This is a genomic window from Kitasatospora sp. NPDC087315 (assembly GCF_044744345.1).
GTDB lineage: Bacteria > Actinomycetota > Actinomycetes > Streptomycetales > Streptomycetaceae > Kitasatospora.
The window spans coordinates 102,305-128,926 of record NZ_JBIUYD010000012.1; the positions used below are offsets into that span (position 1 = coordinate 102,305).

30 protein-coding genes are annotated in these 26,622 nt (G+C 72.4%); 20 read left to right on the plus strand and 10 right to left on the minus strand.

Going from position 1 to position 26,622, the window contains the following annotated elements:
• Positions 1-294: 294 nt before the first annotated feature.
• The 16 genes from ACIO5D_RS19025 (at position 295) to ACIO5D_RS19100 (ending at position 15,566) form a co-directional block, all read left to right on the plus strand.
• Positions 295-1,350, plus strand: a complete 1,056-nt coding sequence (locus tag ACIO5D_RS19025) for a hydrogenase expression protein HypE (protein WP_400796493.1) — start codon at positions 295-297, stop codon at positions 1,348-1,350.
• A 72-nt stretch (positions 1,351-1,422) separates the two neighbouring features.
• Positions 1,423-3,207 (plus strand): nickel-dependent hydrogenase large subunit, encoded by a 1,785-nt coding sequence (locus ACIO5D_RS19030; RefSeq protein WP_363613669.1) that lies wholly within the window; start codon positions 1,423-1,425, stop codon positions 3,205-3,207.
• Positions 3,207-3,698 carry a hypothetical protein gene (locus ACIO5D_RS19035; protein ID WP_363613671.1) on the plus strand — a complete coding sequence of 164 codons (492 nt, stop codon included), beginning with the start codon at positions 3,207-3,209 and terminating at the stop codon, positions 3,696-3,698. Before ACIO5D_RS19030 ends, ACIO5D_RS19035 begins: the two co-directional genes overlap by 1 nt.
• A complete protein-coding gene (locus tag ACIO5D_RS19040; RefSeq protein WP_400796497.1) occupies positions 3,695-4,345 on the plus strand; it encodes a DUF5947 family protein in 651 nt (216 codons plus the stop codon). The genes ACIO5D_RS19035 and ACIO5D_RS19040 overlap by 4 nt, the downstream gene beginning before the upstream one ends.
• Positions 4,342-4,986: a DUF6084 family protein gene (locus ACIO5D_RS19045; RefSeq protein WP_363613673.1), complete on the plus strand. Its 645-nt coding sequence runs from the start codon at positions 4,342-4,344 to the stop codon at positions 4,984-4,986. The genes ACIO5D_RS19040 and ACIO5D_RS19045 overlap by 4 nt, the downstream gene beginning before the upstream one ends.
• Positions 4,983-6,359 carry a hypothetical protein gene (locus ACIO5D_RS19050; protein WP_400652875.1) on the plus strand — a complete coding sequence of 459 codons (1,377 nt, stop codon included), beginning with the start codon at positions 4,983-4,985 and terminating at the stop codon, positions 6,357-6,359. The genes ACIO5D_RS19045 and ACIO5D_RS19050 overlap by 4 nt, the downstream gene beginning before the upstream one ends.
• A complete protein-coding gene (locus ACIO5D_RS19055; RefSeq protein ID WP_363613677.1) occupies positions 6,356-6,892 on the plus strand; it encodes a hydrogenase maturation protease in 537 nt (178 codons plus the stop codon). The genes ACIO5D_RS19050 and ACIO5D_RS19055 overlap by 4 nt, the downstream gene beginning before the upstream one ends.
• Complete coding sequence (locus ACIO5D_RS19060) at positions 6,886-6,990, plus strand: DUF6893 family small protein (RefSeq protein WP_400652878.1); 105 nt, start codon at positions 6,886-6,888, stop codon at positions 6,988-6,990. The genes ACIO5D_RS19055 and ACIO5D_RS19060 overlap by 7 nt, the downstream gene beginning before the upstream one ends.
• A gap of 123 nt (positions 6,991-7,113) precedes the next feature.
• Positions 7,114-7,494 (plus strand): hydrogenase maturation nickel metallochaperone HypA, encoded by a 381-nt coding sequence (gene hypA / locus ACIO5D_RS19065; protein WP_363613679.1) that lies wholly within the window; start codon positions 7,114-7,116, stop codon positions 7,492-7,494.
• 5 nt (positions 7,495-7,499) lie between these two features.
• Positions 7,500-8,315: a hydrogenase nickel incorporation protein HypB gene (hypB, locus tag ACIO5D_RS19070; RefSeq protein ID WP_400652881.1), complete on the plus strand. Its 816-nt coding sequence runs from the start codon at positions 7,500-7,502 to the stop codon at positions 8,313-8,315.
• Between the two features lie 2 nt (positions 8,316-8,317).
• Positions 8,318-10,636 (plus strand): carbamoyltransferase HypF, encoded by a 2,319-nt coding sequence (gene hypF, locus ACIO5D_RS19075; protein ID WP_400796665.1) that lies wholly within the window; start codon positions 8,318-8,320, stop codon positions 10,634-10,636.
• 14 nt (positions 10,637-10,650) lie between these two features.
• Positions 10,651-10,977: a HypC/HybG/HupF family hydrogenase formation chaperone gene (locus tag ACIO5D_RS19080; RefSeq protein ID WP_400652883.1), complete on the plus strand. Its 327-nt coding sequence runs from the start codon at positions 10,651-10,653 to the stop codon at positions 10,975-10,977.
• Positions 10,974-12,098, plus strand: a complete 1,125-nt coding sequence (gene hypD, locus ACIO5D_RS19085) for a hydrogenase formation protein HypD (RefSeq protein WP_400652885.1) — start codon at positions 10,974-10,976, stop codon at positions 12,096-12,098. The genes ACIO5D_RS19080 and hypD overlap by 4 nt, the downstream gene beginning before the upstream one ends.
• 82 nt (positions 12,099-12,180) lie before the next feature.
• Positions 12,181-13,278, plus strand: a complete 1,098-nt coding sequence (gene hypE, locus ACIO5D_RS19090; protein WP_400796667.1) for a hydrogenase expression/formation protein HypE — start codon at positions 12,181-12,183, stop codon at positions 13,276-13,278.
• A gap of 732 nt (positions 13,279-14,010) precedes the next feature.
• Positions 14,011-14,667: a transglycosylase family protein gene (locus ACIO5D_RS19095; RefSeq protein WP_400652887.1), complete on the plus strand. Its 657-nt coding sequence runs from the start codon at positions 14,011-14,013 to the stop codon at positions 14,665-14,667.
• 266 nt (positions 14,668-14,933) lie between these two features.
• Positions 14,934-15,566: an NAD(P)-dependent oxidoreductase gene (locus tag ACIO5D_RS19100; protein WP_400796670.1), complete on the plus strand. Its 633-nt coding sequence runs from the start codon at positions 14,934-14,936 to the stop codon at positions 15,564-15,566.
• Positions 15,567-15,662: 96 nt separating this feature from the next.
• Here ACIO5D_RS19100 and ACIO5D_RS19105 read toward each other — a convergent pair whose 3' ends face one another.
• Complete coding sequence (locus tag ACIO5D_RS19105; RefSeq protein WP_400652889.1) at positions 15,663-15,959, minus strand: hypothetical protein; 297 nt, start codon at positions 15,957-15,959, stop codon at positions 15,663-15,665.
• Between the two features lie 30 nt (positions 15,960-15,989).
• On the opposite strand from ACIO5D_RS19105, the gene ACIO5D_RS19110 reads away from it, so the two are divergent.
• Positions 15,990-16,469 carry a TetR/AcrR family transcriptional regulator C-terminal domain-containing protein gene (locus ACIO5D_RS19110; protein WP_400796500.1) on the plus strand — a complete coding sequence of 160 codons (480 nt, stop codon included), beginning with the start codon at positions 15,990-15,992 and terminating at the stop codon, positions 16,467-16,469.
• 65 nt (positions 16,470-16,534) lie between these two features.
• Here ACIO5D_RS19110 and murQ read toward each other — a convergent pair whose 3' ends face one another.
• The 3 genes from murQ to ACIO5D_RS19125 all read right to left on the minus strand — a co-directional run bounded on the left by murQ (position 16,535) and on the right by ACIO5D_RS19125 (position 19,071).
• Positions 16,535-17,470, minus strand: coding sequence for an N-acetylmuramic acid 6-phosphate etherase (gene murQ / locus ACIO5D_RS19115; protein WP_400796503.1), 936 nt, complete (start codon positions 17,468-17,470; stop codon positions 16,535-16,537).
• A gap of 163 nt (positions 17,471-17,633) precedes the next feature.
• A complete protein-coding gene (locus ACIO5D_RS19120) occupies positions 17,634-18,314 on the minus strand; it encodes a DUF6445 family protein (RefSeq protein ID WP_363613008.1) in 681 nt (226 codons plus the stop codon).
• Positions 18,315-18,426: 112 nt separating this feature from the next.
• The gene (locus tag ACIO5D_RS19125) at positions 18,427-19,071 is read right to left on the minus strand and encodes a TetR/AcrR family transcriptional regulator (RefSeq protein WP_363613006.1); all 645 of its coding nucleotides are present in this window, start codon (positions 19,069-19,071) and stop codon (positions 18,427-18,429) included.
• A gap of 122 nt (positions 19,072-19,193) precedes the next feature.
• Here ACIO5D_RS19125 and mca point away from each other — a divergent pair, with 122 nt between their 5' ends.
• Positions 19,194-20,075, plus strand: coding sequence for a mycothiol conjugate amidase Mca (gene mca, locus ACIO5D_RS19130; protein ID WP_400652894.1), 882 nt, complete (start codon positions 19,194-19,196; stop codon positions 20,073-20,075).
• A gap of 13 nt (positions 20,076-20,088) precedes the next feature.
• Here the strand turns inward: mca and ACIO5D_RS19135 are convergent, their stop codons facing one another.
• Positions 20,089-20,214, minus strand: a complete 126-nt coding sequence (locus ACIO5D_RS19135) for a hypothetical protein (protein WP_363613002.1) — start codon at positions 20,212-20,214, stop codon at positions 20,089-20,091.
• Positions 20,215-20,502: 288 nt separating this feature from the next.
• Here ACIO5D_RS19135 and ACIO5D_RS19140 point away from each other — a divergent pair, with 288 nt between their 5' ends.
• The gene (locus tag ACIO5D_RS19140; protein ID WP_400652897.1) at positions 20,503-21,045 is read left to right on the plus strand and encodes a PaaI family thioesterase; all 543 of its coding nucleotides are present in this window, start codon (positions 20,503-20,505) and stop codon (positions 21,043-21,045) included.
• 105 nt (positions 21,046-21,150) lie between these two features.
• Here ACIO5D_RS19140 and ACIO5D_RS19145 read toward each other — a convergent pair whose 3' ends face one another.
• Positions 21,151-22,149, minus strand: coding sequence for a YdcF family protein (locus ACIO5D_RS19145; protein WP_363612998.1), 999 nt, complete (start codon positions 22,147-22,149; stop codon positions 21,151-21,153).
• A gap of 65 nt (positions 22,150-22,214) precedes the next feature.
• Positions 22,215-23,489 (minus strand): MFS transporter, encoded by a 1,275-nt coding sequence (locus ACIO5D_RS19150; RefSeq protein WP_400652899.1) that lies wholly within the window; start codon positions 23,487-23,489, stop codon positions 22,215-22,217.
• 91 nt (positions 23,490-23,580) lie between these two features.
• On the opposite strand from ACIO5D_RS19150, the gene ACIO5D_RS19155 reads away from it, so the two are divergent.
• The gene (locus tag ACIO5D_RS19155; protein WP_363612994.1) at positions 23,581-24,171 is read left to right on the plus strand and encodes a MarR family transcriptional regulator; all 591 of its coding nucleotides are present in this window, start codon (positions 23,581-23,583) and stop codon (positions 24,169-24,171) included.
• A gap of 56 nt (positions 24,172-24,227) precedes the next feature.
• On the opposite strand, the gene pip is transcribed toward ACIO5D_RS19155, so the two are convergent.
• From pip to ACIO5D_RS19170, 3 genes are all read right to left on the minus strand, one after another.
• Complete coding sequence (gene pip / locus ACIO5D_RS19160; protein ID WP_400652902.1) at positions 24,228-25,208, minus strand: prolyl aminopeptidase; 981 nt, start codon at positions 25,206-25,208, stop codon at positions 24,228-24,230.
• A 107-nt stretch (positions 25,209-25,315) separates the two neighbouring features.
• Positions 25,316-25,798, minus strand: a complete 483-nt coding sequence (locus ACIO5D_RS19165; protein WP_400652903.1) for a hypothetical protein — start codon at positions 25,796-25,798, stop codon at positions 25,316-25,318.
• A 61-nt stretch (positions 25,799-25,859) separates the two neighbouring features.
• The gene (locus ACIO5D_RS19170) at positions 25,860-26,540 is read right to left on the minus strand and encodes a TetR/AcrR family transcriptional regulator C-terminal domain-containing protein (protein WP_363612988.1); all 681 of its coding nucleotides are present in this window, start codon (positions 26,538-26,540) and stop codon (positions 25,860-25,862) included.
• Positions 26,541-26,622 lie beyond the last annotated feature (82 nt).

Below are 26,622 nucleotides of genomic sequence, written 5' to 3' on the forward strand. Positions count from 1 at the left end.
CGCGCCCGGGGCGGGGGGCGGGGCCCCCCGCGCCCCCCCCCCGGGCTTTACCCCCCCCCCCCGCGGCGCGGCCCCGGCGGCGCCGCCCCCCCGGCCGGGCGACAGCGTCCGTTCGGCGTCTCCCGGGGGTGTGGCCGGGCGAGGGCCCCGGAGGTCGACCCGAACGGCCGCCCCGGTCTGCCGCCTTCGGGGCGACCGGGTCGGCCCTGCGGAACGGCGGAGCCGCCGCAGGGCTGTTATGACTCTCGTGGGTGGCATTTGTGCCGCTCATCCCGTTTACGAGGAGGCATCCTCATGGGTGCTGCGACAACGAGCGCCACCGAGACCGACGTGGTGCACATTCTCTGGATCAACGCGGGGCTCAGCTGTGACGGCGACTCGGTCGCGCTGACCGCCGCGATGCAGCCGAGCATCGAGGAGATCGTCACCGGAGCCCTGCCCGGTCTGCCGAAGATCGCCGTGCACTGGCCGCTGATCGACTTCGAGTGCGGCCCGGTGCAGGGCGCGGACAACTTCGTCGAGTGGTTCTTCAAGGCCGACCGCGGTGAACTCGACCCGTTCGTGCTGGTCATCGAGGGGTCCGTCCCCAACGAGACGATCAAGCCGGAGGGGTACTGGTGCGGCTTCGGCGACGACCCGGAGACCGGCCAGCCGATCACCACCAGCGAATGGCTGGACCGGCTCGCCCCGAAGGCCACGGCGGTCGTCGCCATCGGCACCTGTGCGACCTACGGCGGCATCCACGCCATGGCCGGCAACCCCACCGGCGCGATGGGCGTGCCCGACTACCTGGGCTGGGACTGGAAGTCCAAGGCCGGCCTGCCCATCGTCTGTGTGCCGGGCTGCCCCATCCAGCCCGACAACTTCGCCGAGACCCTGACCTACCTGCTCTACCAGCTGGCGGGCTCGGCGCCGATGATCCCGCTGGACGACAAGCTGCGCCCGACCTGGCTCTTCGGCGCCACCGTGCACGAGGGCTGCGACCGCGGCGGCTACTACGAGCAGGGCCAGTTCGCCACCGAGTACGGCGCGCCCGAGTGCCTGGTCCGGCTCGGCTGCTGGGGTCCGGTGGTCAAGTGCAACGTTCCCAAACGGGGCTGGATCAACGGCGTCGGCGGCTGTCCCAACGTGGGCGGCATCTGTATCGCCTGCACGATGCCGGGCTTCCCGGACAAGTTCATGCCGTTCATGGACCCGCCGCCCGGCTCCCACGTGTCGAGCAACGCCAGCTCCGCGTACGGCGCGGTGATCCGGCGGCTGCGCTCGATCACGGCGAACACGCTCGACAAGGAACCCAAGTGGCGCCACTCCGGCCGCCGGCTGACGACCGGCTACCGGGCCCCGTGGTGACCCGGCGGGCCGCGCCGAGGGCGCGGCCCGCCTTCGCTGACCTCCCCTACGCAGAAGGGCACGACAGACACGATGGCGACACCGACGACGAAGGCGGCCGGCGACGGCAGCGGCCTGGTGGAGATGTCCTGGGATCCGATCACCCGGATCGTGGGGAGCCTCGGCATCCACACGAAGATCGACTTCAAGCAGAAGCGGGTCGCCGAGTGCTACAGCACCTCGTCCGTGTTCCGCGGCTACAGCGTCTTCATGCGCGGCAAGGACCCGCGCGACGCGCACTTCATCACCAGCCGCATCTGCGGCATCTGCGGTGACAACCACGCCACCTGTTCGGTCTACACGCAGAACATGGCGTACGGGGTGAAGCCGCCGCACCTGGGGGAGTGGATCATCAACCTCGGCGAGGCCGCCGAGTACATGTTCGACCACAACATCTTCCAGGAGAACCTGGTCGGGGTGGACTACTGCGAGAAGATGGTCCGCGAGACCAACCCCGGCGTACTGGAGCTCGCCGAACGCACCGAGGCGCCGCACGCGGGTGACCACGGCTACCGGACCATCGCCGACATCATGCGCTCGCTCAACCCGATCGAGGGCGACTTCTACCGCGAGGCGCTCCAGGTCAGCCGCTACACCCGCGAGATGTTCTGCCTGATGGAGGGCCGCCATGTGCACCCCTCCACGCTGTACCCCGGCGGCGTCGGCACGGTGGCCAGCGTGCAGCTGTTCACCGACTACCTGACCCGGCTGATGCGGTACGTCGAGTTCATGAAGAAGGTCGTCCCGCTCCACGACGACCTCTTCGACTTCTTCTACGAGGCCCTGCCCGGCTACGAGGAGGTCGGCCGGCGGCGCGTCCTGCTCGGCTGCTGGGGCAGCCTCAACGACCCCGAGCACTGCGACTTCACCTACCGCAACATGACGGACTGGGGCCGCAAGATGTTCGTCACCCCCGGCGTGGTGGTGGACGGCAAGCTGGTCACCAACGACCTCACCGAGATCAACCTCGGCATCCGGATCCTGCTCGGCAGCTCGTACTACCAGGACTGGCAGGGGCAGGAGCTGTTCGTCACCCACGACCCGCTCGGCAACCCGGTCGACCCCCGGCACCCGTGGAACCAGCACACCATCCCCGCCCCGCAGAAGCGCGACTTCGACGGCAAGTACAGCTGGGTGATGTCGCCGCGCTGGTTCGACGGCAAGGACCACCTCGCCCTGGACACCGGCGGCGGCCCGATCGCCCGGCTCTGGTCCACGGCGCTCTCCGGCCTCGTCGACATCGGCTACATCAAGGCCACCGGCCACAGCGTCAAGATCAACCTGCCCCGCTCGATGACCAAGCCCGAGGTCACCTTCGAGTGGAAGATCCCGCAGTGGTCCAACGCCATCGAGCGCAACCGGGCCCGCACCTACTTCCAGGCCTACGCGGCCGCCGCCGCCCTGCACTTCGCCGAACAGGGCCTGGCGGAGGTGCGCGCCGGACGCAGCCAGACCTGGGAGCGGTTCGAGGTCCCGGACGAGTCCATCGGCTGCGGCTTCACCGAGGCGGTCCGCGGTGTGCTCTCGCACCACATGGTGATCCGCGACGGCAAGATCGCCAACTACCACCCGTACCCGCCGACCCCGTGGAACGCCAGCGTCCGCGACAGCTACGGCACCCCGGGTCCGTACGAGGACGCGGTGCAGAACACACCGATCTTCGAGGAGAACTCCCCGGAGAACTTCAAGGGCATCGACATCATGCGCGCCGTCCGCAGCTTCGACCCGTGTCTGCCGTGCGGCGTGCACATGTACGTCGGAGGCGGCCGCACGGTGCAGAAGATGCACGTCCCCACCGGTCTCAGCGGGCTCGCCTGATGACGGCGGAGCAGACCGGACAGCGGGTCCAGGAGGCCCTGGACACGCTGGCGGGCCGGGGCGAGGCCGCCGTGGCCGAGGACCTGGTCCGCGAGCTGATGGCCTTCTACGGCGAAGGGCTCGCCCGGATCGTCGCGCTGCTCCCGGCGGGCGCGCTGGAAGCGGTCCTCGACGATCCGGCGGCGGCCGGGCTGCTGGTCCTGCACGACCTCCACCCGGAGTCCGTGGAGGCGCGGATCGGGCGGGCGCTCGCCTCCGTGCCGGAGCACCCCGTCCGGCTGCTCGGCTTCGAGGCCGGGTCCGGCACCCTCCGGCTGCGCCGGGACGGCGACGGCGGGTGCGGCTGCGGCGGCACCGAACAGGCCGCGCGGGAGGCGATCGAGAGCGCGCTCGCCTGCCACGCGCCCGAGGTCACGGCGGTCGAACTGGACCGTGCCCCCAAGCTGCTGCAGATCGGCGGCCGCCCGCCGGTCGGGGCGGAGGCCCGGTGAGCGCCACCCGCCAGGCCGCCCGCCCCGGCACGGCGCTGCTCCGCAGACTGCGTGAGCCGGCGCCCCCGCAGCCCGAGCGCTGCGCCTTCTGCGGCCTGCACCTGCCGTCCGGGCACCAGCACCTGGTGGACACCGAGGAACGCTCACTGGCCTGCGCCTGTACCGCCTGCGGAATGCTGTTCCGGCAGGCCGGCGCGGCCGGCGACCGGTACCGCGCGGTGCCGGACCGCTACCTCTCCGACCCCGGCCCCGGTCTGGACGAGGCCGCCTGGGCGACCCTGCGGATCCCCGTCAGCACCGCCTTCCTGTTCCGCAACGCGGTGCTGGACCGCCTGGTCGCGCTCTACCCCAGCCCGGCCGGCGCGACCGAGAGCGAACTCGACGAGGAGACCTGCCGGGCGGCGCTGACCGGCACCCGCCTGGCCGGGATGCTGGAGCCCGACGTCGAGGCGCTGCTGCTGCGCCGGACCGGCGGACGGATCCAGTGCCTGCTGGTGCCGATCGACGTCTGCTACGAGCTGGTCGGGCGGATGCGGCTGCGCTGGCAGGGCTTCGACGGCGGGGCCGAGGCCCGCGCCGACCTCGACGCCTTCTTCCGGCGCGTGACCGGCCGCGCCAAGGCGCTGCCCGAGGAGGAGCCCGCGTGAGCGACCTCGGTTTCACCTGCACCGGGGTACGGGCCGACCCGTACGCGGCCGGGCCGACTCTGGTGTTCCGGCTGCGGATCACGGCGGCCGAGGGCCTTCGGGTGCACGCCCTCGCCCTGCGCTGCCAGCTGCGGATCGAACCGGGCCGGCGCGGCTACGGCGAGGCCGAGGGCGAGCGCCTGGCCGATCTGTTCGGCGAGCGCTCGCGCTGGGCGACCTCGATGCACCCCGTCCAGTTCGCCCACGTCCCCCTGATGGTCCCGGGCTTCACCGGCAGCACCGAGATCGACCTGCCGGTGCCCTGCACCTACGACCTGGACGTCGCCGCCGCCCGCTACCTGCGGGCGCTCGACGACGGGGAGATCCCCGTGCTGCTGCTCTTCTCCGGTACGGCCTTCGCCGGCCCGGGCGGATTCCAGGTCCTGCCGGTGCCCTGGGACCAGGAGGCCGCCGTGCGGCTGCCGGTCGCGGTCTGGCGGGACATGATCGAACAGCACTTCCCCGGCTGCGGCTGGCTGCGACTGCCGGGCGACCTGATCGATGCGCTGCTCGCCTACCGCTCCCGGCGCGCCCTGCCGTCCTGGGAGGCGACCGTCCGTGAGCTGCTGACCGCGGCCCGGATCGAGGAGGCGGTCCGGTGACGGTCATTCCGCCGGGCCTGGCGGCCCGCTTCACGGCCGCCCGGCAGATCGCCGACGCGGTCCTGCTGGAGGGCTACGTCCTCTACCCGTACCGGGCGTCGTCGGCCAAGAACCGGTTGCGCTGGCAGTTCGGCGTGCTCGTCCCGCCCGGGTACGGAAAGGACCGGGCCGAACACTCGTACCAGCGCACCGAGTGCCTGATGGAGCCGCGCGGCGGCGACCGCCTCGCGGTCGAGCTGCGGTTCCTGCGCGCCCAGCGCCGTACCGTTCAACAGACCACCGCCGACGGGTCGTTCGAGACGGTGGAGCGGCTGTCGCTGGCCGACCGGGTGCTGGTGCCGTGGGACGAGGGCGTCGAGGAGCGGATCGAACTCCTCCTGCCGGTCGACGAGTTGGCCGATGGCGAGGTGGTCCGGGCGTTCCGGCTGCCCGCGGGTGCGGACGAGGAGGCGGTCCGCGAGGACGGCCGCCAGGTCGGGCGGCTGCTGCGCCGCCGCGAACAGCTCGACGGCGTCCTGCGGCTGAGCACCCAGGAGGTGCCCGGCCCCTACCGGGCGGTGCGGCTGACGGCGGTGGTCGAGAACACGGCCGACTGGCGGCCGCCCGACGACACCGGCCGGGATGGCGCGCTGCCCCGCGCGCTGGTCTCGGCACACCTGCTGCTCGGGCTCGAACGCGGTTCCTTCCTCTCCGTCACCGACCCGCCCGAGTGGGCCAGGGCGGCCGTCGCCGAGTGCCGCAACGAGCACACCTGGCCGGTCCTGGTCGGCGGCGAGGGCCGTGACGACATCCTGCTCTCGTCGCCGATCATCCTGGAGGACCACCCCCAGGTGGCACCCGAGAGCCCGGGCGTGCTCTACGACGCGACCGAGATCGACGAGATCCTCGCCCTGCGCACGGCCGCCCTCACCGACCAGGAGAAGCGGGAGGCCCGGGGCACCGACGACCGGGCGGGCGCCGTGATCGACCTCGCCGACTCGATGCCCGCCGAGGTGCTGGAACGCCTGCACGGCACGGTCCGGGCGCTGCGCGAGGTCACCGCGCCCCCGGCCGGCCCCGACACGGACCGGCCCTGGTGGGATCCGGGAAACGACCCGGCCGTCGACCCGGACCACGACCAGGTGCTGGTCGACGGCCGGCAGGTCGGTGCGGGCAGCCGTGTCCTGCTGAAGCCCGGCCGCCGCCGCACCGACGCCCAGGACCTCTTCCTGCACGGCCGGACGGCGCTGGTGGAGGCGGTGCTGCACGACGTCGACGGCTCGGTACACCTGGCCGTCACCGTCGAGGGCGACCCGGGCGCCGATCTGTGGCGGGCCCAGGGCCGGTTCCGGTACTTCCAGCCCGACGAGGTCGAGCCACTGGAGGGAGCATGAGCGCGGACCGGGTCCTGGTCGCCGGGGTCGGCAACATCTTCCTCGGCGACGACGGCTTCGGCGTCGAGACCGTGGCCCGGCTGCGTGCCCGGCCGCTGCCCGAAGGGGTGGAGGTGGTGGACTTCGGCGTCCGCGGTGTCCACCTCGCCTACCAACTCCTGGACGGCTACCGGACGCTGGTCCTGGTGGACGCCACCGCCCGTGGTGGTCCGCCCGGCACCGTCTACCTGATCGAGGCGGACACCGGCCCGGTGGAGCCGGCGGACACGGCCCTGCTGGACGGGCACCGGATGGGGCCGGACGCCGTTCTCGCCCTGCTCGGCACCCTCAGCGCGGGCACCGGGGGCGCACCTCCGGGCCGGGTGCTCGTGGTCGGCTGCGAACCGCGGCTGCTGGAGGAGGGCATCGGTCTCAGCGCCCCCGTCGCCGCCGCCGTGGACCGGGCCGTCGAACTGATCCTGCGTGTCCTCGCCGAGCCGGAACAGGGCCGCGAGGACACCCGTCAAGCGGAGAGAAAGGTCTCACCATGCTGAAGAACCTGATCGGAGCGGCCGTGCTGGCCGTCCTCGCGGCCGCGGTCTGGCAGAGCCTGCCCGACCTGAAGCGCTATCTGCGGATCAGCCGGATGTGAACGAACCGGCGCTGCTGCGAAAGGGGTAGCCCCACCGGCGGTGGCGGCGCGGCTGCGGGCCGGCGCCGCCACCGCGGCCTGTAATGGGAGCCGTTGCCCACCGGACCCGCAGGGACGAGGCCGATGCACGAGATGTCGATCGCGATGGCCGTCGTGGAGCAGGTGGCGGAAGCGGCCGGCGCCCACGGAGCCCACCGGGTGGCGGCCGTCCGGGTCCAGATCGGCGAACTGGCCGGCGTGGTACCCGAGGCACTCGGCTTCTGCTTCGAACTCGCCTGCGCCGAAACACCGGTGGAGGGGGCGGAGCTGCACATCGAGAGCGTCGCCGGACGGGCGGGGTGCGCGGGCTGCGATGCCCGATGGCTGACCGGGATGCCGCCGGACCTGTGCTGCCCCCGCTGCGGCGGAGCGCGGACGGAACTTCTGGCGGGGCGCGAGTTGCAGATTCTCGGGGTCGACTGGGCGGACACCCCGGTCCCTGCCCCGGCCGACCAGGAAGGCTGAAGCCGATGTGCCGCACGGCCGATCTCCGACAGGCGATCCTCGCCCGGAACGACGACGGCGCCCGCGAGTTGCGGGCGGAACTGACGGCGCGGGGCGCCGCAGCCGTCAACCTGCTCTCCAGCCCCGGAAGCGGGAAGACCGCCCTGCTGGAGGCGGAGCTCACACTCGCCCGCGAGCGGGGCGTACCGGTGGCAGCCCTCACCGCCGACCTCGCCACCGAGAACGACGCCGTCCGGCTGGCCCGTTCCGGGGTCCCCGTCAAACAGGTCCTGACCGACGGACTCTGCCACCTGGAGTCGGCGATGCTCCGGAGCCACCTCGCCGGCTGGCTGCCCGATCAGACCCGCCTGCTGTTCGTGGAGAACGTCGGCAACCTGGTCTGCCCGGCCTCGTACGACCTCGGAGAGACGCTGCGCGTCGTACTGGCCTCCGTCACCGAGGGGGAGGACAAGCCGCTGAAGTACCCGACGGCGTTCGGGCTCGCCAACCTGGTGGTGGTCACCAAGACGGACATCGCCGAGGCGGTGGAGTTCGACCAGGACGCCTTCCTGGCCAACGTGCGGCAGGTCAACCCCGGGGTGGAGGTGGTGTTCACCTCGGCCAGGACCGGCGCGGGCGTCGGCGCGCTGCTGGACCGGGCGCTGGCCGTGCTGGACGGCGCCGAGGTGCACCGGCCGGTGATGGCTCAGGCGTCGGCTCACGGGCACTCGCACGGGCACTCGCACGGGCCCGGGGGTGGGCATTCACACTCGCACGAGCACGTGGACGGCGGCGGGCTTCTGGCGATCCAGGTGTCCGACCCGGTGGGGGAGCAGTTTTGACGGTGCGTCACCCGGAGGCGTCCGAGCGGCGCCGGGTCGTGGTGCGTGGCGTCGTCCAAGGGGTCGGCTTCCGGCCGTTCGTCTTCTCGCTGGCCACCGGGCTCGGGCTCGCCGGGCACGTGACCAACACCGAGGACGGGGTGCTCGCCGAGATCGAGGGGCTGCCGACCGCCCTGGAGGCTTTCTGCCACCGGGTGGCGAGCGAGGCGCCGCCGCTGGCCGAGGTGGTGTCGGTACACCACGAGACCGTCCCCGCCTCGGGCGCGGAGGGGTTCACCATCTCCCCGTCGCGCAGTGCCGGGCGAGGTCGCACGTTCGTCCCGCCCGACGTCGCCACCTGCGCGGACTGTCTGGCAGAGCTGGGCGACCCGGCCAACCGCCGCCATCGGCACCCGTTCATCACCTGCACCAACTGCGGGCCGCGCTTCACCATCGTGACCGGGCTGCCGTACGACCGGGCCGCCACCACCATGGCCGGGTTCCCGATGTGCCCCGACTGCGCCCGCGAGTACGCCGACCCGGCCGACCGGCGCTTTCACGCCCAGCCGATCGCCTGCCACGCCTGCGGTCCGCGGCTGGCCCTGGTGCTGCCCGGCCGGGCCGACCTCGCCCGGGAGGAGGCACTGGTCCGGGCCAGGGAACTGCTCGCGGCGGGAGCGATCCTCGCCGTCAAGGGGCTCGGCGGCTACCATCTGGCCTGCGACGCGCGGAACGCCGGGTCGGTCGCCCGGCTGCGCCGCCGCAAGAACCGCGGCGACAAGCCCTTCGCGGTGATGGCCGGCGAACCGGACGACCTGGACGGGATGGTCCATCTCGACCAGGAAGAACGGGAGTTGCTCACCTCGGCCGTCCGGCCGATCGTCCTGCTGCGGCGCCGGAGCGGAGCCGTCGCCGAGATGGTGGAGAAAATCGCCCCGGGCAGCCCCGACCTCGGTGTCCTGCTGCCCTACACTCCGTTGCACCACCTGCTGCTCGGTCTGCCCGGCGATCCGGCCGGGCCCCGGCTGCTGGTGATGACCAGCGCCAACAGCTCCGGCGAGCCCATCGTGACCGGCGACCGTGAGGCCCTTGAGCGGCTCGCGCCGCTCGTGGACGGCTGGCTGACCCACGACCGGCCCATCCAGGTGCCGGTGGAGGACTCCGTCCTGCGGATCGTCGACGGGCAGCAGCTGCCGCTGCGCCGCTCACGGGGCATCGCCCCGCTGCCGGTTCCGCTGCCCGTCCCGGTCCGTCCGTCGCTCGCGGTCGGGGGCGACCTGAAGAACGTGTTCGCCGTCGCCGAGGGCGGCTACGCCTGGCTCTCCGGCCATGTCGGGGACATGGACGACCTCGGCACCCTGCGGGCCTTCGACCGGGCCGTCGGGCAGCTGAGCGGGCTGACCGCCATCACGCCGGAGCTGCTGGTCGCGGACCGCCACCCCGGCTACCGCTCGGTCCAGCGGGCCTTGCGCGGCGCCGGGACCAGGCCGGTGGCGAGGGTGCAGCACCATCACGCGCATGTGGCGGCCGCGATGGCCGAACACGGACTGGACGGTTCCCGGCCCGTCATCGGCATCGCGTTCGACGGCACCGGATACGGGGACGACGGGGCGATCTGGGGCGGTGAGGCGTTGGTGGCCGACTACGACGGCTTCGAACGGTTCGGACACCTCGGCTACGCCCAACTCCCCGGCGGTGACGCGGCGGTGACGCGCCCCTACCGGATGGCGCTGGCCTGGCTGCGCCGGGCCGCACTGCCCTGGACGCCGGAACTGCCGTGCGTGCGCACCTGCCCGGCCGGCGAACTGGTCGTACTGGAAAAGCAGTTGGAGTGCGGACTGAACTGTGTGCCGACCTCCAGCATGGGCCGTCTCTTCGACGCCGTCTCCTCGCTGGCCGGCGTTTGTCACCGGGCCGGGTACGAGGCGCAGGCGGCGATCGAGCTGGAGGCGGCGGCCGTCGCGTACGGCCCGGTGCGGGGAGGCGGCTACCGCTTCGCGGTGACGCCGGGGGAGGAACCGTCGCGCGCGGACCCGGCCCCGGTGCTGGCCGGCGTGGTGGACGACCTGTGCGCGGGCGCGCCGACCGGACTGATCGCGGCCCGGTTCCACGACGCGGTCGCGGAGCTCGTCCGGAGCTGGTGCGGCGAGGCGCGGGACCGGTACGGGATCGGGCTGGTGGTACTGACCGGCGGGGTGTTCGCCAACGCGGTGCTCGCCTCGGCCTGCGCCCGGGGCCTGCGCGATGACGGGTTCAGCGTGCTGCGGCACCGCAGGGTGCCGCCGAACGACGGAGGACTGGCCCTGGGCCAGCTGCTGGTGGCGGCGAGAGTCACCACCTGAGACGGAGGAAGCCCATGTGTCTGGCGGTACCCGGCAGGGTGATGGAGATCGAGGAGCGGGACGGTACCCGGATGGCCGTGGTGGACTTCGGCGGCGTGGTCAAGGAGGTGTGCCTGGAGTACCTGCCGGACCTTGAGGTGGGCGAGTACGCCATCGTCCACGTCGGGTTCGCGCTGCAGCGGCTGGATGAGGAGTCGGCCCGAAGGACGCTCGACCTGTTCACCGAACTCGGCCTGTTGCAGGAGGAGTTCGGTGACCCGTGGGAGGCGGCTGGTGGTGCGCCCGGGGCGTTCGACGCGGCCGGGCCGTCCCGGTCCGAGACGAAGGAGGAGTGGCGGTGAAGTACCTGGAGGAGTTCCAGAACCCGGAGCTGGCCAGGGGCCTGCTCGACGACATCAGAGCGGCGGTCACCAGGCCGTGGGCGCTGATGGAGGTCTGCGGCGGTCAGACGCACACCATCATCCGGCACGGCATCGACCAACTTCTTCCAGAAGGAGTGGAGTTGATCCATGGGCCGGGGTGCCCGGTCTGCGTCACACCGCTGGAGGTGATCGACAAGGCACTGGAGATCGCCGCCCGGCCCGAGGTCGTCTTCTGCTCCTTCGGGGACATGCTGCGGGTGCCGGGCACCGACCGTGACCTGTTCCGGGTCCGGAGCGAGGGCGGCGACGTCCGCATCGTGTACTCGCCGCTCGACGCGCTGCGGATCGCCCGGGAGAACCCGGACCGTCAGGTGGTGTTCTTCGGCATCGGCTTCGAAACCACCGCCCCGCCCAACGCCATGGCCGTCTACCAGGCCCGGCGGCAGGGGCTGCGGAACTTCTCCATGCTGGTCTCGCACGTCCGGGTGCCGCCCGCGATCGACGCCATCATGGCTTCGCCGGACTGCCGGGTCCAGGGCTTCCTCGCCGCGGGCCACGTCTGCAGCGTGATGGGCACCGACGAGTACCCCGCGCTGGCCGCCCGCCACCGGGTGCCGATCGTGGTGACGGGCTTCGAGCCGCTCGACATCCTGGAGGGGATCCGGCGCACGGTGCGGCAGTTGGAACGCGGTGAGCACACCGTCGACAACGCCTACCCCCGGGCCGTCCGCGCCGAGGGAAATCCGGCGGCCCGCGCGATGCTCGCGGACGTCTTCGAGGTCACCGACCGTGCGTGGCGCGGTATCGGCGTCATCCCGCAGAGCGGCTGGCGGCTCTCGTCGCGCTACCGCGAGTACGACGCCGAGTACCGCTTCGACGTTTCGGGGATCACCACCTGCGAGCCTGCGCAGTGCCGCAGCGGCGAGGTGCTGCAGGGGTTGCTCAGGCCGAACGAGTGCGAGGCCTTCGGCACGACCTGCACGCCGCGTACGCCGCTCGGCGCCACCATGGTCTCCAGCGAGGGGGCCTGCGCCGCGTACTACCTCTACCGCCGGCTCGGCACGCCGGCCGGCGCCCGGGAGGCGAGTCCCGTTGCCTGACACCGACCTTGACATCGACCTTGACCTTGGTCCGGGCCCCGACGGAGGGCTGGACGGCGGCATCTCGCCGGGCGGCGGTGCCATCACGCGCACGGCTGTCGTCGATTCGGACGGCGCCGGGGCGGATGCCGCGCCGGACTTCGCCGGGTGGACCTGTCCGGTGCCCTTGCGGGACCACCCGAGGGTGGTGATGGGCCACGGCGGCGGCGGTGCGCTCTCGGCGGAACTGGTCGAGAACGTGTTCGCGCCCGCCTTCGGAAGCCGGACGCTCGCGGCCCTCGGCGACTCCGCCGTCCTCACCCTCGGCGGGGCCAAACTCGCCTTCTCCACCGACTCGTTCGTGGTACGGCCGCTGTTCTTCCCCGGCGGCAGCATCGGGGACCTCGCCGTCAACGGGACGGTGAACGACCTCGCCATGAGCGGGGCCCGGGCGGCGTACCTCTCCTGCGGGTTCATCCTGGAGGAAGGCGTCGAGATGAGTGTGGTCGGGCGGGTCGCCGAAGCCCTCGGCGCGGCCGCCAGGGCCGCCGGGGTCGAGGTGGTGACGGGCGACACCAAGGTGGTGGAGGCTGGCCGGGGCGACGGCATCTACCTCAACACCGCCGGAATCGGCCTGATCCCGGCCGGGGTCGACATCCGGCCCCAACGGGCCGTGCCGGGCGATGTGGTGATCGTCAGCGGGGAGATCGGCCTGCACGGCGTGGCGATCATGAGCGTCCGGGAGGGCCTGGAGTTCGGGGTCGAGGTCACCAGCGACTGCGCCGCCCTGGGCGGTCTGGTCGAGACGATGCTCGCCGTCACACCCGACCTCCACGTGCTGCGTGACCCCACCCGGGGTGGGCTCGCCGCCGCGCTCAACGAGATCGCCACCGCGGCCGGGGTCGGGGTGGTGGTGCGGGAACGCTGCGTCCCGGTTCCCCCGCAGGTGGCCAACGCCTGCGCGATCCTCGGGCTCGACCCGATGTACGTCGCCAACGAGGGCAAGCTCGTCGCCTTCGTGCCGCGCGAACACGCCGACGCCGTCCTCGCGGCCATGCGGGCGCACCCGCTGGGCGCGGCGGCCGCGGTGATCGGTGAATGCGTGCCCGACCACGCCGGGATGGTCGTGGCCCGGACGGCCCTCGGGGGCACCCGGGTCGTCGACCTCCCGCTCGGGGAGCAGCTTCCGCGGATCTGCTGAGCCCCGGGGAGCTCCGGAAGCCCTGGGAGACCTGGGAGCCCGGGGGCTTCGGGAACCTGGGGAGCTTCGGGTGGCGGCGTGCCGATGCGGTCGTCGGCGCGCCGCTTCGGCGGGTGGCGCGGGGGTGCTTTGTGGTGGGCGGGTCAGGGGGCGGTCTGGGGGCGTGACCTGGCGCCGGGGGCGTGCGACAAGGCGGGCACGCGGCGGACGGTTCCGGTCGCGAGCAGGCGGTGCCGCGGGAGCGGCGGCGCTCCAGGACGTGGCTCAGGGCCTGGACGCGGTCGGCGCCGCCACCTGACCGGGACCGGCATCACCCGTCCTGATCGGTCACACGGTGGGGTGGGAAGCCCGGCGCGGATCCGGCTTCGGAGGCCTCGTCGGCGGCGTCCGACGGCGCTTCAGTCGCTCTGGCCGACCGGACAGGTCCGCTGCGAAGAACCCGTCCGGCGCACGGAGCACGACGGCCCGCGGGGAGGCGGGATTCTTTGCGGCACCGGCCCGTTCCACAGGGGCCGAGGGCTCCCGCGCCGGATGACGTGGCGCGGTGGGAGCGCCCCCCGGTAGCGGGTCGCGTCGGCCGGTCGACGGCCGGAGCCGGTCGGGTGGTACGTGACGGCTGTGCGGGTGACTTTGCGGCGGCGTCGAAGGCGACGCGCCGACAGCGGTGTGCGTCGGTAATGGGGCGTCGCTCGCGGGCGGCGCTTGTCATGTCGTCGAACCTGAGAGTCGCCCATGCCTTCCAACACTCGTCTGCGCCGCCTCGTCCCCGTTGCCTTGTGCACCCTGGCCGCGGCCTTCCCCGTCTCGGCGGCCCAGGCCGCGCCGCCGGGCGGGCCGGCCGGCGGCGACGGGGGCGGCCCGGTGGACTGGCACCGGCTGGCAGCGTGTGAGAGCGGGGGGAACTGGCGCATCAACACCGGCAACGGTTACTACGGGGGACTGCAGTTCGACCAGCCGACCTGGCGGGAGAACGGCGGCCTCGGCTACGCACCGCGGGCCGACCTCGCCGCCCCCGAGGAACAGATCGCCGTCGCCCAACGGCTGGCCGCGCGACGGGGCCTGACCCCGTGGCCGGTCTGCGGCGCCACGGCCGCGCGCCACCACGCACGGCCCCCGGTCCGCCCGGTCGTGCCGCCGCCCGTCGACGATGCCGTCCACGACCGGAGCGGGACCGTCGAGGAGGCTCCTCTCCCCGACGGGGACGCCACCGGTGCCTTGCCCGGACCGGGGGAGGTGTGGACGGTCGGTGAGGGCAACACGCTCGGAGCCATCGCCGAGCGGCTGGGCCTGCCGGGTGGCTGGCCAGCGCTGTACGAGCTGAACCGGCTGGTCATCGGTGCCGATCCGGACCTGATCGAGCCCGGTGAGCAGCTGCGAATTCCCGGCTGAGCCGCCGCGTCGGCTTCCGGCGGCGAGGCGGTGCGGGCCCTGGGCGGGCGCGCCGGTCGATCTGACGGGGCGTCTGCCGGGTCTCGTCCCATGAGTCGGAGGCGGGCGCCGGGGCGGGGCGATGCCCGGACAGCCACTGTCCGGGCATCGCCCCGCTCGTCGTTGACGAGACCGGGTGCAGGGGCGGCGCCGGGTTCAGGGGGTTCTCGCAGCCGGTTCCTGGCGCGCAGTAGGGTCCGTTCCGGGAAGGGGATCAGGTGGAACGGATGCGGGTCCTGCTGTTGGACGCGGCTCCGGGAGAGTTGCTCGACCGGGAGCTGGAGCGTCTGCTGGGCCACGGGCTGGCCGTCACGCTGAACCTCCGGCGGGTGGCCGACCGGGCCGGCGCGCGGGCCGCCTGGTCGGGCCGGGTGGACTTCGCCGACGTCGACGCCTTCGACGAGTCGGCGCTGATCGCCGAGACCGCCCGGGACGGACGTGGCTACCACGCGGTCAAGTCCCGCGCGGGCGTGCCGCTGCGGGCGGCCTTCCTCGTGGCGGCGACCGATCCCGTGCTGGACCACCGACTACGGGTGATCGGCCGGGCGGAGCTGGCACTGATGCGGCCGGGGTCGATCCTGCTGAACACCGCCCGGGGCGGGATCGTCGACGAGCAGGCGCTGGCCGACGCGCTGAGCGATCCGGCGCACCCGCTCGCGGCGGCGGCCGTCGACACCTTCGAACACGAGCACGCCGCCTTCGCCTCACCGCTCTTCGGCCTGCCGAACGCGCTGCTGACCGCGCATGTCGCCGGGATGACCAGGAGGAGCGCCATGGCCACGGCCGCGATCCGTTGTGCGGATCGCATCGCCGCCCTGCTCGCCGACCGCCCGGACGGTGTGCCTGTGGTGACCGGCTGACACCTGCGGTCCACCGGCGTGTCCCGGATGGTGATCGCACGGCGAGCGTGTCCCGGTGCGGGGTCGGGTGGACCGGCCGTCCGGCGTTGCGCTTCGCTACGGTGCCGCGCCGTCCGTGGCTTCGGCGCGGTCGTGCGCGGCGCGGACCGCCGAGGTGTGTGGATCGGTGCGACGGTCGTACCGCCAGAGGGCGGGCAGGGCGGCGGTGAGGACGCCGGTGGAGGCGACGCAGGCCAGGCCGCCGGAGCGGAGAGCGGTCCGGATCCCGTAGCGGGCGGCGAGGCCGCCGGCCCGGATGTCCCCGAGGGCGGGCCCGGCGGATCCGATGAGCGTCTCCAGCCCGGCCGCGCGGCCGCGCAGTTCGGTGTCCAGTCCCCGGCGCTGTACTGGCACTTCAAGAACAAGCGGGAACTGCTCGACCTGATGGCGGAAGCCATGCTGGCCGAGGCCCTGCCACCCGACCGCCGACCGGCTCCGGAGAACTGGCCGGACTGGATCGCCCAGGACGCGCGCGCCAAGCGCCGCGCCCTGCCCGCCTATCACGACGGCGCCCGGGTGCACGCCGGAACTCTGCCTACTGAGGACGAACTTCCGGCCGTCGAAGCCCAGTTGAGTGCTCTCTGTCGAGCGGGCCTGCGGCCGCGCAGTGCGCTGCGGCTGCTGCTCGCAGTCGACCGGTACATCATGGGCTGGGTCACGGAGGAGCAGGCGTGGCGGCAGGACGCCGATGAGCGGGCCCGCCCGCCGTTCCCGGACGAGGCGCTGCGTGACCTGCCACTGCTGCGGGAGGCGGCTGACGTCCTGCGGATGACCGACCATGACGCCGACTTCGAGTACGGGCTGCGCATCCTCATCGAGGGGTTCCGGGTGGAGGAGGGGCGTGCTGAAGGCGCGCTGGAGTGAGGGGCCTGTGGAGTGAGGTCCTCGGGGTAGGGGGTGGGGGTTTCGGGGGTGGCGGCAGTCCGGGGTCAGGCCTTGCGGGTGCTGAGTGCGAGCGCCTCGCGCAGTCGTCCGTCCGATGCGGCGAGCAACCGGGCGGCGGTCGGTGCGTCCACGTCGGCGAGGACGACCAGGACTGCGTCCTTCGCCCTGCCGTCGGTGGCGGCCAGCGCACGCCGGACGGTCTTCTCGTCGGCGCCGGTGGCCTGGGCGACGATCCGCTCCGCCCGATCGCGCAACTTCTCGTTGCCCGCCCGGAGGTCGACCATCAGATTTCCGTATGTTTTGCCGAGGCGGACCATGACGGCCGTGGACAGCAGATTCAGCACGAGCTTCTGCGCCGTGCCCGCCTTCAGCCGGGTTGAGCCCGCCAGTACCTCGGGCCCGACCTCCACTTCGATGCCCAGCGCGGCCGCGGCCACCAGGTCCGACCCCCGGGTGCAGGCCAGCCCGAGTGTCAGGGCCCCCGTCGTGCGGGCGTGCCGGACGGCCGCCACCGCGTACGGCGTACGGCCTGATGCGGAGATGCCCACCACGGTGTCGTCCGGCGTCAGCTTGAGCTCTTCCAGGTCGGCGAGGGCGAGTTCCGGACGGTCCTCGGCGCCCTCGACGGCGGAGACCAGGGCCTGCGGGCCGCCGGCGAGCAGGCCGACCACCTGGCCGGGCGCGGTGTTGAAGGTCGGCGGGCATTCACTCGCGTCCAGCACGCCGATCCGTCCTGCCGTGCCCGCCCCCGCGTACACGAGTCGTCCGCCCCGGGTCATCCGGGCGACGACGGCGTCGACCGCGGCCGCGATCTGCTCCAGCTGTCCGGCCACGGCCTCGGGCACGCTGCGGTCCTCGCTGTTCATCAGCCGGACGAGATCGAGCGTGGCCATCAGATCGATCCCGGCCCACTCCGGCCGCACCGCCTCCGTCACCGGTAGGCGTTCTCGCTTCGCTTCGGGCAGGGGTTCCGGATCCATGCAGGCAGCCTCCCCCGTATGTCCTCCGCCAACCCGAGCGGTTGCCGAGGGGTGTGCCATCCGGCGCGCGCAGCTATAGAGGCGGGCGGGGCGGTAGAAGGCTGGACGTGAGGCTGCCTTTGGAATCGGGAGTGACGGCGTCCCCGGTGGCTCCCGGCGAGTGTCACGCCATCCAGAAGAAGACCGCTGTCATCCGCCGTTCCTCCAGAGCGGTGCCGTAGTAGGTGGTGGCGCTGTGGATGAGGTTGGCGTGGTAGAGGAGAAGGCGGTTGAAACGGTTGGGGACGCGGACGTCCTCGGTGAAGGCGTCGACGGGGACGTGCCGGGTGCCGAGTGCCTCGACCAGGTTGTTGTGCGGAGGGTTGACGATGTTTCCGCCGAGGCGGCCGCCGGGGAACTGCTGACGGTAGAAACTGGTGCCGGCCTCCTTGGGGGCGTCGGGGCTGAGATAGAGGACGGCGGCGTAGCGGCACAGCACGCGGGAGTCGGTGTGCGGGCGGGACTCCGACTCGCCGGCGCCGACGAGTTGGACGCAGTTGTGGTTGAGGGTGCCGCCACCGGGGGCGCTCTGGACCCAGAGCCGGGGCGCGCCGGTGGCCTTGCGGACCAGCGCCTCGACACGGGCCAGCTCGCCCGGCTCCAGACCGGGCATGGTGCGCAGCCCGGGCCAGCTCTCGGGACGGTAGGGGTAGCCCTCGGTCCAGTCGCCGCGAGCGAGGCAGCGCTCCCGAACGGCGTCCGGGTCGGGCAGGACGTCGTCCAGGGTCCAGTAGTCCCGGCCGGGGGTGGGTTTGCGATAGGGCAGGACCGGTAGGGCCACTCGCCTGGTGGGCTGTTGGGGCATGGGCCGACCATAGGGGGCGGGGTCGCCAACATTCTGCCGTGAACAGGTCAACCTTTCGTCAACTGCTGCTCCTCTCCGGTGCCTTTCGGCCTCTGTGTGGGTTTCGCCGGCTTCAGGCCGGAGGTCTGATGGCGTACCGGCCGAGCGCGCTCTCCAGCTGGTCGAAGGCGCGGACGGCGGCCGGGCGGACCGCGGCAGCCACCGCGGCATGCTTCTCGCCGGCCAGGATGCGGCGGAAGACCTCGGCGAACAGTGCCCGGTGGACGGCGGCGAGCAGGCCGGCGGCGACACGGGCGGTGAAGTCGGCGGGTGGGGAGTCGGTGGCCGCGGCGAGGGCGGCGGCCAGGGCGTCCTCGCTCTGCTCGTGGATCTCGCGCAGCCGCGCGAGCAGGGTGGGGCTCTCGGTGATGGTGCGTGCGAACGACGGCCCGGAGAAGCCGAGGACGGGGTCGTGCCGGTCGATCGCGGCCAGGCACTCGCGGCGCAGCGAGGCCAGCGCCGACTCGCCCGGTGTGCGCTCGGTGACGGTTCGTGCGAGGCGGGCGGCCATCTCCTCGTGCAGGTCGAGGAGCAGGTCCTCCTTGCGTGGGAAGTGGTTGGTGACGGTCATTTTGGCCACCCCGGCGGCCGCCGCCACTTCGGCGATCGTCGTCCGGTCGAAGCCCCGCTCGATGAAGAGCCCGGTCGCGGCCCGGGAGATCGCGTCGCGCGTGCGGCGCTTGTTGAGCTCGCGCAGGTTGGGGGTGTCCTCGGTCATGGGGTGAGCGTAGCGCAAGGAGTCTGGGTCGAGCACAGAAATTATGCTTGACCCAACGAGTGGGCCGGACCTAAGTTCTATGACGTCTCGCCGTGCCATCACCTTTGAGAGAAGGAGCACCCATGGTCACCAAGCCCCCCGCACTCCGTCTGCTGAGCGTGCACGCCCACCCCGACGACGAATCCAGCAAGGGTGCGGCCACACTGGCCCGGTATGCCGCCGAGGGGGTGGACGTGCTGGTCGCCACCTGTACCGGTGGTGAGCGGGGAACCGTTCTCAATCCGGCGCTCGACCGTCCTGAGGTGCGCTCGGACCTCGCGCGGATCCGCCGCCGGGAGATGGCGGCCGCGCGCGAGATCCTCGGCGTGGAGCAGCGTTTCCTCGGCTTCACCGACTCGGGCCTTCCCGGCGCCGGAGAACGGCTGCCCGACGGGTGCTTCGCACGTCAGCCGGTCGCGGTCGCCGCGGAGCCGCTGGTCGCCCTGATCCGAGAGTTCCGCCCGCACGTGGTCGTCACCTATGACGAGACGGGCGGATACCCGCACCCCGACCACGTGATGGCCCACCGGGTCACCGTCGAGGCCCTCGGGGTGGCGGCCGATCCCGACCGCCATCCCGAGCTGGGGGAGCCCTGGCAGGTGGCCAAGCTCTACTACCACCTGGCGCTGTCCCGGGCCTGGTTCCAGACCCTGCACGACGCGATGACGGCGCGGGGCGTCGAGTCGGCCATGGGCGAGCTGCTCGCCGGGTGGCCCGACACCCCGCCCGCGCTCGCCATCACCACCCGGATCGCCTGCGCCGAGCAGTTCGCCGTACGGGACGCCGCCTTGCTCGCGCATGCCACCCAGATCGAGTCCGGCGCGGGATTCATGGCGCACCCGCGTGACATCGAGCGCGAGGTCTGGCCGACCGAGGACTACCACCTCGCGCGGAGTCTGGTGGCGAGTCGACTCCCCGAGACCGACCTGTTCGCAGGTCTGCGCCCCGGGGAGGCCGGCGGATGAGGGGCTTCAGCGGTCAGGGCCGCAGCCGCGAACGGTGCGTGGTGGCGCTGTCCTCGGGCGTGCCGGTGGCGCCGTGGACGGTGCGGCCGCAGGCGGTAAGGCCGGCACCACTGTTGGCGCCGCTGTCAGCACTGGCCATCGGCGAGGACGAAGTGGCCGGGGCCGGTGACTGCCCGCCAGGTGAGCGTGACCGAGTCGCTGCCGGCGGCGGTGGCGGTCAGCGTGGTGGGGCGCCGACAGAACAGCCATGGGGACTCCTGGTAGGGAGGAGTTCGATCGGATGCCGTGCCGCGTACGGGCGACGGGAGGTGCGTGACAGTCAGCCGCGCTCCGGCCACACGTCATGGCCGATGCCGCCATGGCGCGGCCACCACCGTGGTGTGGAATCGCACTTGAGTGCCGCAGGAGAACAGGGCAGGTTGATGGCATGACGACTTATGAGCTCGGTGACGAAGCGTCCCTGATGGACCAGCAGCCGCGCACGCGCACCCATCAGTGGTCGGCCGGCCCGCCGGTGTCCGCGTTCCCGCATCTCACGGGGGAGGAGATCCTGCGGGAGATGCTCGCGGGCCGGATCCAGGCGCCGGCGATCGGGAGCACCCTGGGCTTCCGTCTGGTCGAGGCGGGACCGGGTACGGCGGTGTTCGAGGGTGAGCTCGGTGACCACCTGTACAACCCGATGAACACCGTTCACGGCGGCTACCTCGCCACCCTGCTCGATTCGGCGCTCGGCTGCGCCGTGATGAGTCGGCTGCCCGCCGGTATCGGCTATACGACCACGCAGCTGAACGTCCATATGGTGCGTCCGCTGTTCGCCGATTCCGGGGCGCTGCGTTGTGAGGGTGTCGCCCTGCACGTCGGCCGGATGGTGGCGACCGCCGAGGCGCGGGTGACAGGCGTCAAGGACGGCAAACTGTACGCGCACGCCACCACCACCTGCGCGGTCCTGGCCCCGCGGCCGGCCGCCTGAGCCCACGGCCCGAGTGGTGATCGCAGGCGGGCTGTTGCCGCACAGGCCGAGACAGAAGGGCTCCGGTCGCCACGGGCGCGTCCGGGGCCAGGAAGGGCGAGGGCGTCAGAGTACGGCGAGCACCCCGCACAGTGCGAGGAAGCCGCAGATACCGAAGTTGACCAACCTGTGGGAGAGGAACACTGCGGCGAACTCGCGGATCGTCGCGCTCGGCCAGTAGTAGGCGGCCGTGGGCGAGCCGAACACCTGACCGTTCACACCGGACTTACGGGCGGTCAGCGCGGCACGGAAGGCGTGGAAGTTGTTGGTGACGATCACACAGCGGTACTCGGGGTTGGCCTGCTCCATGATCACCTTGCTGTACAGCAGGTTTTCCTCGGTGGTGCGTGAGCGGTCCTCGCGCTCGATGTGCTCCTCCGGAAAACCGCGCTCAAGGAGGTAGTCGGCCATCGCATGCGACTCCGGCAGCTTCTCGTCCGGGCCCTGCCCGCCTGAGGTGATCAGCACCGGGGGGTTGCCGCGGGCGGCCTGCCTCTCGTAGACGTCGCGTCCCCGGTTCAGCCGGCTGGCCAGGAGTGGCGGCACCCGGTCGCCGCCGATCAGGCCGGAGCCGAGCACCACCACGAAGTCCACGTCCCGGCGCGGCCGGTGACGTCCGTAGAGGAAGGCGTAGCCGACGAAGCAGACGAACAGGAAGGAGATGTATCCGACCACCAGCATGGCGGTGCCCGCGAGAATGCCCAGCCGATAGGAGCGGGTGAGCAGCGCCGCGCCGAGCAGCCCGATCACCGCCAGGATGCCGAGGCCCGCGAGGAGTGAGAGCAGGTTGGCCGGCCTCCTGCCCTCCTTGCGGATCATGGTCAGTCCATTGGTGATCAGAAAGCCGATCAGCGCCAGGGTGCCGATCGTCGGCAGCAGAACGATCGCGGCCGCTGCCAGCTCGACGATCAGAGTGGGGGCCTTGCGCAGTTCGGTGAGCAGGGCCAGAGCGAGGAGGGAGACGGCTATGCCGAGCAGGACGGCGTTGCTGAACTGGCGACGGTCGCGCAAGACCCCGAACCCGCACAAGACGAAGAACAGGGCAGCTGGAGCGTAGGCGATCATGCTCGTATCGTATGGGCCCCGCAGTCGACGGATGATCCCCCTGGGAAACGGACGCTCCCGGTCTCTCAACTCTCCCCGGCCTGCTCAGCCTTGCGGGACTCCCCGGTCTCCCCGGTTCCTCCGGTCTCCCCGGCGGGCGGCGGCTGCCCAGCTCGTCCGGCCCGGCGTACGCCCGGGACCGCTGCCGTACCCGCGCAGGCCAGCATCACCAGAGCGGCGGTGACCAGCAGTGGTCCGGTGCTGCCCCAGGCGTCGGCGGCCAGCGGGGCGAGCGTGTAGCCGAGTGGCGCGGCGGCCAGCGAGAGCAGCCAGTCGTAGGAAGTGACCCTGGCCAGGACCTGTGCGGGGAACTCCTGTTGAACCACCGTCTGCCAGACCGGGCTGAGGAAGCCGAGGCCGGCCATCGCGAGCGCGTACGCGGCGACGGTGGCCGGAGCCGGGGCGGCCGCCGCGAGGGCGAGCAGTGGCAGGGCGTAGAGGGCGAGACCCAGGTTGGCCAGCAGTACCGGGCGGCGCGGCCGGACCCGTCCGGCGAGCAGTGAACCGGCGAGCATCCCGATCGCCCCGGCCTGTGTCAGCGCGATCCAGACACCGTCCCCGCCCAGCCGCTCGGTGGCGATCAGCGGGCCGAGGGTGAGCAGGACCGCGGCGGCGCCGTTCCACGTGCCATGAGCGATCAGACTGGTCCAGTACCAGTCCCGGGAACGTAGTTCGACCCATCCCTCGGCGAGATCGGTGAGGAGCGAGCGACGCTCGGCCGGGGCGTGCCGGACGGTGATCCGGGCCAGGAGTGCGGCACTGACGACGAAGGAGACGCCGTCCAGGACGAACGCCCAGCCGGCGCCCGCCGTGTACACCAGTACACCGGCCAGTGCGGGGCCGCCGAGCCGCGCTGCGCTGCTGGCGGAGGCCAGCAGTGCGTTGGCCCGCATTCGGTGCGGGCCTTCGACGGTGGCCGCGACCAGGGGGGAGGCGGTCGGCATGGCGAACGCGGAGGCGACGCCGCCGAGTGCCTCGGCGACGGCGATGTGGGTCAGGCTCGGCTCCCCGCCGAGCAGTTCGACGCCGACGAAGAGCTGCGCGGCGGCCCGGACCAGGTCGGTGGCCAGGGCCACCACCCGCGGGTTGAAGCGGTCCCCGATCACGCCACCCAAGGGGAGCAGCAGCAGCCGCGGCACCATCGCGCAGCCCAGGACCAGGGCGAGCGCACCGGAGGAGCCGGTGGCCCGCGTGATGGCTATCGCGAGTGCGGCGGGGACGACGGCATCGCCGAGAGTGGAGATGGTCCGGCCGATGAAGAGCAGCCGAAAGCCACGGAGCCTCAGTGGGTGGTGGGTCACGCGAGCAATGTATTTCGGTGTCAAAAGTTCTGCAATGAAATATTCGGTGCCGAATATCTTGGTGGTGGTCGGCGATGCTTAGACTCGTGCCATGGAACACCCCGAGCGGCGACCGGATGAACCGCGTGACTGGACCGACGGTCACGTCGACCGCTGGCGGCCCGTCCTGCCCCACCTCGATCCCGACATCGAGGGAGCCGTCACCCGGATGAGCAAGCTCTCCCGGCACCTGGGACGCGTCCGGGAGGAGGGGGTCGCCGACTACGGCCTGCAGAAGCACGAGTTCGACACCCTCCATGTTCTCGCCGGTCGCGGTGGCCACGCCGCCCCGTCCGAACTGCGGGTCGACCTCAACCTGGCGCCCGCCTCGGTGACCGGCCGTCTGGAGGCCCTGGAACGCCGGGGGTTCGTGGTGCGCACGCCCTCCACCGAGGACCGCCGCCGGGTCGATGTCGGGCTGACCGAGGCCGGCCGGGCGGCCTGGCGGGAGGCCCTGGACGTCGTCGGCCGGGAGGAGCGCCGACTGCTCGGCGTCCTGGCGCCCGACGAGCGCCGACAGCTGTCCGACCTGCTGCGCCGGGTGCTCCTGGCGCAGGAAGCGTCCTCGGCCGAAGGCCGCCGGACGCGCCACCGTCGGGCCGGGCGGCACTCCTCCGGCCCCAACGTGGCGGACCAGGACTGATCAAGATCGCGCCGGGTCGCCCGGCGCTGCCGTCGGTGCGCGCCGTTGACAAGGCGTCACTGTTCGCGGCGGCCGGGTTCGGGTGTCGCGAACCGCTCGATCGCCTCGAAGATCGCCTGCCGCATGGCCGGGCTGCCGGTGTGGCCGGATTCCTGGATGACCGTCAACTCGGCGTCCGGCCAGGCCTTTGCCAGCGACCAGGCGGTGTACAGCGGGGAGCCGAGATCCAGCCGGCCGTGGATCAGCGCGCCCGGGATGCCGGCCAGCCTTCCGGCGTCGCGCAGGAGTTGGCCGTCCTTCAGGAAGGCGTCATGGGCGAAGTAGTGCGCGGTGATCCGGGTGAACGCCATCAGCGCGTCGTCGGGCCGGTCGGTGTACGCGTTCGGCTTGCCGAGCGACTCGTGCGCGATCACCGCGTCCTCCCAGGTCGCCCAGGACTTCGCGGCCTCGGACCGGACCGCGTCGTCCGGGCTGTTGAGCAGTCGGCTGTACGCGGCCACCAGGTTGCCGTCCTGTTCGCCGGGCGGCAGCGCGGCCCGGAACGCCTCCCAGGGACCGGGCAGCAGCCGGCCGACACCCCGGTACAGCCAGTCGATCTCTTCCGGGCGGGTCATGGTGACCCCGCAGATCACGATCTCCGACACCCGCTCGGGATGCGCCTGCGCGTACGCGAGGATCAGCGTCGAGCCCCATGAACCGCCGTACAGCAGCCAGCGGTCGATGCCCAGATGCTCGCGCAGCCGTTCCATGTCCGCGATGAGGTGCGCGGTGGTGTTGTGCGCCAGTCCGGTCGCCGGGTCGGCCGCGTGCGGCCTGCTCTGCCCGCATCCGCGCTGGTCGAACAGCACGAGGTGGTACCGCTCCGGATCGAAGTACCGCCGGTTGCCCGCGCTGAGCCCGGACCCGGGCCCGCCGTGGACCACCACGGCGGGCTTGCCCTCCGGGTTGCCGGACACCTCCCAGTGGATCTCGTTGCCGTCACCGACCTCCAGCAGCCCCTGTGCGTACGGTTGGCCGAGCGGATACAGGTCGGACATGGCGGAAGACCTCCGGGAGCGGGCGGCGGGACGCCCGTGAGGCTACCCGGGCCGCCCGAGATCCGTCGACGCCGAGGAGGGAGCGGAGCCCGGAGGCCGCGGCGTTCTCAGAGGCCGGAACCGAGGTCGAGCGCCGTGCCGAAGGAGGCGTAGCCGAGGCAGGCGAGCAGCCAGAGGCCGAGTCCGCCGGTGACGGCGGCGGAGCGGCGGCCGAGGCGGGTGCGCTGTTCCTTGGGGCGTCGGAGCCGGCGGATGCCGTGGGCCACGCCGAGTACGGCGAGCGCGGCGAAGGCACAGGACGCTGCGGGGCTGTGTCGGCGGGCCAGTTGGGCGAGGACGAAGACGGCGGCCAGGGAAGCGGTGGTGGCGACGCCCAGCACCACGGTGCCGACCGCCTCGATCGTCAACTCGCCGAGGAGGTGGAGACAGCCTTTCGCGGCCCCGGTGGCCAGTCCGGTCTGGCCGCCCTGCACGGGCGTCGGGTCGCCGGGCATCATGGGGCCGGCCGGCGGTTCGGCAGTCGGACGGGCCGACGGGTCGCCGGGCGAAGGGCCGGGCTGGGCAGTCCGCGCCGTGGAGTCCTCGTGCATGGCAGTCGCCCCCGTTTCCGCATCAACCCTCTTGGGCCCGGCGATCATACAGATGATCGGATCAGCGGTGGTCTGCCGGTGGCAGCAGGGTGGCGAGTCCGTCGAGGACGCGTTCGAGGCCGAACGCGAAGCGGGCGTCCATCGAGGGTTCGGTGAGGTCGTCGGCCAGGGCGACCAGGTTGGGAAAGGCGTCCGGCGGCAGTGCCCGGAAGCGGTTCGCAGCGGCGGCGGCGATGTCCCGGCGGCTCGTTCCCGTCGTCTCGTCGGCGGAGATCGGTGACTGTTCCTGGAGCACGAAGCCCTGGACGTAGGCGCCGAGCAGATAGGTGGCCAGGGCCGCGTCGGCGTTGGAGAAGCCGGCCTCGCGCAGCCGGTCCAACTGGTCCTCCAGCAGCCGCAGCAGGTTGGGGCCGGGGGCGAGGCGACCCGCGACGACCTTGGCGGCGTCGCGTCGGCTCAGCAGGAGTTGCCGGTAGCGCCGGCAGTACTCGCGGAACTGGCCGCGCCAGTCGCCCTCGCGTGGCGGCGGCTCGCCGCCGGCCATGATCGCGTCATTGAGGAGGTCGAGCAGTTCCTCCTTGTTGCGGACGTGCCAGTACAGCGAGGCCGCCTTGACGCCGACCTCGGCGGCGACCTTCCGCATGGACAGGCCCGCGAGGCCTTCCCGTTCCAGGACCCGCAGGGCCGCCTGGGCCAGGGTCTCCCTGGTCAGGCCGGGCTGGGTGTCGTTGTTCTCCGGCATGGATGTGTGTCGCCTCCTGCGGATCCGGAAATCCCGCTTGCAATCTAACACCGTTAGGGGCAGTCTGTGCGTGCCGGTCAGC

Excerpts from the sequence above, each read along its gene's own strand:
- ACIO5D_RS19025 (WP_400796493.1), top strand. The coding sequence starts at position 295 with ATGGGTGCTGCGACAACGAGCGCCACCGAGACCGACGTGGTGCACATT.
- ACIO5D_RS19055 (WP_363613677.1), top strand. The coding sequence starts at position 6,356 with ATGAGCGCGGACCGGGTCCTGGTCGCCGGGGTCGGCAACATCTTCCTC.
- ACIO5D_RS19125 (WP_363613006.1), bottom strand. The coding sequence starts at position 19,071 with ATGACCGAGGACACCCCCAACCTGCGCGAGCTCAACAAGCGCCGCACG.
- ACIO5D_RS19165 (WP_400652903.1), bottom strand. The coding sequence starts at position 25,798 with ATGCACGAGGACTCCACGGCGCGGACTGCCCAGCCCGGCCCTTCGCCC.
- ACIO5D_RS19155 (WP_363612994.1), top strand. The coding sequence starts at position 23,581 with ATGGAACACCCCGAGCGGCGACCGGATGAACCGCGTGACTGGACCGAC.
- mca (WP_400652894.1), top strand. The coding sequence starts at position 19,194 with ATGGTCACCAAGCCCCCCGCACTCCGTCTGCTGAGCGTGCACGCCCAC.
- murQ (WP_400796503.1), bottom strand. The coding sequence starts at position 17,470 with ATGGATCCGGAACCCCTGCCCGAAGCGAAGCGAGAACGCCTACCGGTG.
- ACIO5D_RS19120 (WP_363613008.1), bottom strand. The coding sequence starts at position 18,314 with ATGCCCCAACAGCCCACCAGGCGAGTGGCCCTACCGGTCCTGCCCTAT.
- ACIO5D_RS19135 (WP_363613002.1), bottom strand. The coding sequence starts at position 20,214 with ATGGCCAGTGCTGACAGCGGCGCCAACAGTGGTGCCGGCCTTACCGCC.
- ACIO5D_RS19170 (WP_363612988.1), bottom strand. The coding sequence starts at position 26,540 with ATGCCGGAGAACAACGACACCCAGCCCGGCCTGACCAGGGAGACCCTG.
- ACIO5D_RS19080 (WP_400652883.1), top strand. The coding sequence starts at position 10,651 with ATGTGTCTGGCGGTACCCGGCAGGGTGATGGAGATCGAGGAGCGGGAC.
- ACIO5D_RS19140 (WP_400652897.1), top strand. The coding sequence starts at position 20,503 with ATGACGACTTATGAGCTCGGTGACGAAGCGTCCCTGATGGACCAGCAG.
- ACIO5D_RS19100 (WP_400796670.1), top strand. The coding sequence starts at position 14,934 with ATGCGGGTCCTGCTGTTGGACGCGGCTCCGGGAGAGTTGCTCGACCGG.
- hypA (WP_363613679.1), top strand. The coding sequence starts at position 7,114 with ATGCACGAGATGTCGATCGCGATGGCCGTCGTGGAGCAGGTGGCGGAA.
- pip (WP_400652902.1), bottom strand. The coding sequence starts at position 25,208 with ATGTCCGACCTGTATCCGCTCGGCCAACCGTACGCACAGGGGCTGCTG.
- ACIO5D_RS19035 (WP_363613671.1), top strand. The coding sequence starts at position 3,207 with ATGACGGCGGAGCAGACCGGACAGCGGGTCCAGGAGGCCCTGGACACG.
- ACIO5D_RS19145 (WP_363612998.1), bottom strand. The coding sequence starts at position 22,149 with ATGATCGCCTACGCTCCAGCTGCCCTGTTCTTCGTCTTGTGCGGGTTC.
- ACIO5D_RS19030 (WP_363613669.1), top strand. The coding sequence starts at position 1,423 with ATGGCGACACCGACGACGAAGGCGGCCGGCGACGGCAGCGGCCTGGTG.
- ACIO5D_RS19095 (WP_400652887.1), top strand. The coding sequence starts at position 14,011 with ATGCCTTCCAACACTCGTCTGCGCCGCCTCGTCCCCGTTGCCTTGTGC.
- ACIO5D_RS19110 (WP_400796500.1), top strand. The coding sequence starts at position 15,990 with ATGGCGGAAGCCATGCTGGCCGAGGCCCTGCCACCCGACCGCCGACCG.
- ACIO5D_RS19060 (WP_400652878.1), top strand. The coding sequence starts at position 6,886 with ATGCTGAAGAACCTGATCGGAGCGGCCGTGCTGGCCGTCCTCGCGGCC.
- hypB (WP_400652881.1), top strand. The coding sequence starts at position 7,500 with ATGTGCCGCACGGCCGATCTCCGACAGGCGATCCTCGCCCGGAACGAC.